Genomic DNA, 2,483 nt, shown 5'->3' on the forward strand with positions numbered 1-2,483 from the left:
TGAAGGAGGCCATTGCCAAGGGTGAGGTGGAGATCAGCTATGAGTTGGTTCGCTCTCAGCCCAGTGGTAGGATCAAGCTGTCCAAGTTCCAGCTCGATGAGAAGCCGACGCTGCCAGATGGGATCATCGAGGAGAAGTAGGCATGGAGAGAGGGTGTGTGCTGTGAAGTCGATTCCGGTTGATGAGGTTGTGAGGTTGGCGGAGTATTTCGTTGGTCTGGATTGGCCGTTGTCCAGGGAGCAGGGGTATGCGGCCTGTGAGGCTTTGGGGTGGCCGGGGACGGGTGACGGCAGGTTCGTCATGCCTTATGGTTTGAGGCATCTTGATAAAGCGTCTGTGAGTGCAGGAAGAAGGGGCGATGACGTTGCGGAAGTGCAGTTCAGGTTGACTGATGTCGTGCGTGATGAAACGCCGGAACGGGACGGGTTTATGAATAACGTCTTCACGGGTTGCGTCGCTGAATTCAGAGGCCTGTGGGGTAAAGGTAAAATGAAGCGAGGGAAGCTGAGTCAGGCGGCTCATTGGGATACGCAGAATGGCTGCCATCTGGTGGTGCGAAACAGTTGGAAATCTGTTTCGTTTGTCCTTTATAGCCCGTCCTTTACTGAAGTGTTGAAGTCGTTGGGTGACCTGTAGATCTATGCTCTCGGTGTTGTTGTCGGTGGGTGTTCAGTGTTGACCTTGAGATTTGTTCAAAAGGTAGGGGAATCGAGGTTCTCGGTCTTGGCGAGAAAGAGATGGATTACATGAAGTCGATCCCTGTTGATGAGGTCGTGAGGTTGGCGGAGTACTTCGTTAACCAGGGCTGGCCACTGACCAGGGAACAGGGCTACGCAGCCTGCGAAGCGCTCGGTTGGCCCGGGACCGGCGACGGTGGGTTCGTCATGCCCTACGGCGTAGAACCTCTTGGACAGGCTTCCGTGATCGTGGGCGAAGAAGAGCAAGGGGTCGCACAGATACAGTTCTGGCTGACGGACGTGGTGCGTGACGACTCGGATGAGCGGGAGGTATTCATGAACGACATCTTCTCTGGCTGTGCTGAAGGCTTTCGAGGACTTTGGGGCAAGGGTAAGATCAGGCGCACCAAGGAAGACCAAGAAGCATTTTGGAACACTCCAAACGGCTGCCATGTCATACTGCGAAACTTCTGGAAATCCGTCACGTTCAGGCTTTACAGCCCTGAGTATGCTGAAGTCCTTAGATCTCTGGGTGACCTCTGAGTAGCGACCAGCATTCAGGCCGAATACCTTCACAAGGGCCCTTCTCTCATCTGAGAGAGCTCGACTCGACAAGGACCAAGAAACTCTTCGAGAGGAGGCAGTTGCGATGAAATCGATCCCTGTTGACGAAGTCGTGCGTTTGGCCGAGTACTTCGTCGGTCAGGACTGGCCACTGACCAGAGAACAAGGGTACGCAGCCTGCGAGGCTCTCGGCTGGCCCGGAACCGGTGACGGTGGGTTCGTGATGCCGTACGGACTGACGCATGTCGATGAAGCATCCGTGATCACAGGAAGAAAGGGGGATGGTGTTTCGCAGGTGAATTTCAAGCTGTAGCTTCCTTTAAACAAGATCTTTGTTGATTCGGTAGGGGAATTTGTTGTTGGTGATGTAGGTTTCGAAGGCGTGTCGGGTTTCTGTGAAGCTGGCGCGTTGGTGGTTGGTGATGTGGTTTTTGGCTTCGTTCCAGACGTGTTCGATGGGGTTGTGGTCGGGCGCGTATGGGGGAAGGTTGATGAGGTGGATGTTCTCGAGAGGGTTCCCTTCACCAAGGTGTGAGCGAAGATGTTTCGAGGTGTGCCATGTCGCGTTGTCCCACACGATCACGATTCGCTTGTTCGGGTAGGTGAGGGTGAGTTCTGTCAACGCGTTGACGATGTTGTCGCTGTCTTGCCAGTCCAAGGCAATGAGATCGACTCTGCCGTCTGTTTCGTGGAGGAACCCGATGTAGGACTGTGCCTGTGTGATCCGGTTGACCCTCAACCGGGCCTTGGCACCTCGGGTGTACCAGGCACGTCGCAGGATCGCCTCGTGTTCGATCCTGACCTCATCCGCGGCCACGATCATCACATCGTCTCCTGCCCAGCAGGTGGCGAGGTCGTGTCGGATCTGGGCCATACGGGCCGTGATCTCGGCCTCTGGGGCTCGGCGCTGGTCGATGCCTTCGGGTTTGTGGAAGGACAACCCGGCCAGGTGGAGCAGGAAGTGGTACGAGGTCTCGCTGGCGTAGGTGATCTGGAACCGTGAAGAGATCCAGCCCGCCAGGTCGGGGACGTTCCAGAACTCCACGGGGAGACCTTCATCACCGGGAGGCTGCTGCAGGACCGCCACGACTTCTGCCCGTTGCTGGGCGGTCAACTTCGAGGCGTTGAGGTTCCCGGCGTGACCGGTGTGGATCGACGCCAACCGGGTGGCATGCCAGTCACGCACCCAGGAAAGGATCGTCGAGACCTGACGTTCTGCCATCTCCGCCACCGTCTCGACAT

4 protein-coding genes are annotated in these 2,483 nt (G+C 56.5%); 3 read left to right on the top strand and 1 reads right to left on the bottom strand.

Features of this window, described 5'->3' with window-relative positions:
* Window positions 1–162 precede the first annotated feature (162 nt).
* The 3 genes from EII34_RS15585 to EII34_RS15595 all read left to right on the top strand — a co-directional run bounded on the left by EII34_RS15585 (window position 163) and on the right by EII34_RS15595 (window position 1,554).
* A complete protein-coding gene (locus EII34_RS15585) occupies window positions 163–636 on the top strand; it encodes a DUF6301 family protein (RefSeq protein ID WP_124846088.1) in 474 nt (157 codons plus the stop codon).
* 29 nt (window positions 637–665) lie between these two features.
* Window positions 666–1,220 carry a DUF6301 family protein gene (locus EII34_RS15590; RefSeq protein ID WP_124846089.1) on the top strand — a complete coding sequence of 185 codons (555 nt, stop codon included), beginning with the start codon at window positions 666–668 and terminating at the stop codon, window positions 1,218–1,220.
* Window positions 1,221–1,326: 106 nt separating this feature from the next.
* Window positions 1,327–1,554, top strand: a complete 228-nt coding sequence (locus EII34_RS15595) for a hypothetical protein (protein WP_124846090.1) — start codon at window positions 1,327–1,329, stop codon at window positions 1,552–1,554.
* Between the two features lie 6 nt (window positions 1,555–1,560).
* Here the strand turns inward: EII34_RS15595 and EII34_RS15600 are convergent.
* A partial coding sequence (locus tag EII34_RS15600) for an IS630 family transposase (RefSeq protein WP_124846091.1) occupies window positions 1,561–2,483 on the bottom strand: 923 nt, incomplete at its 5' end.

Origin of the sequence: Arachnia propionica (genome assembly GCF_003859805.1) — a bacterium.
Lineage (GTDB): Bacteria > Actinomycetota > Actinomycetes > Propionibacteriales > Propionibacteriaceae > Arachnia > Arachnia propionica_C.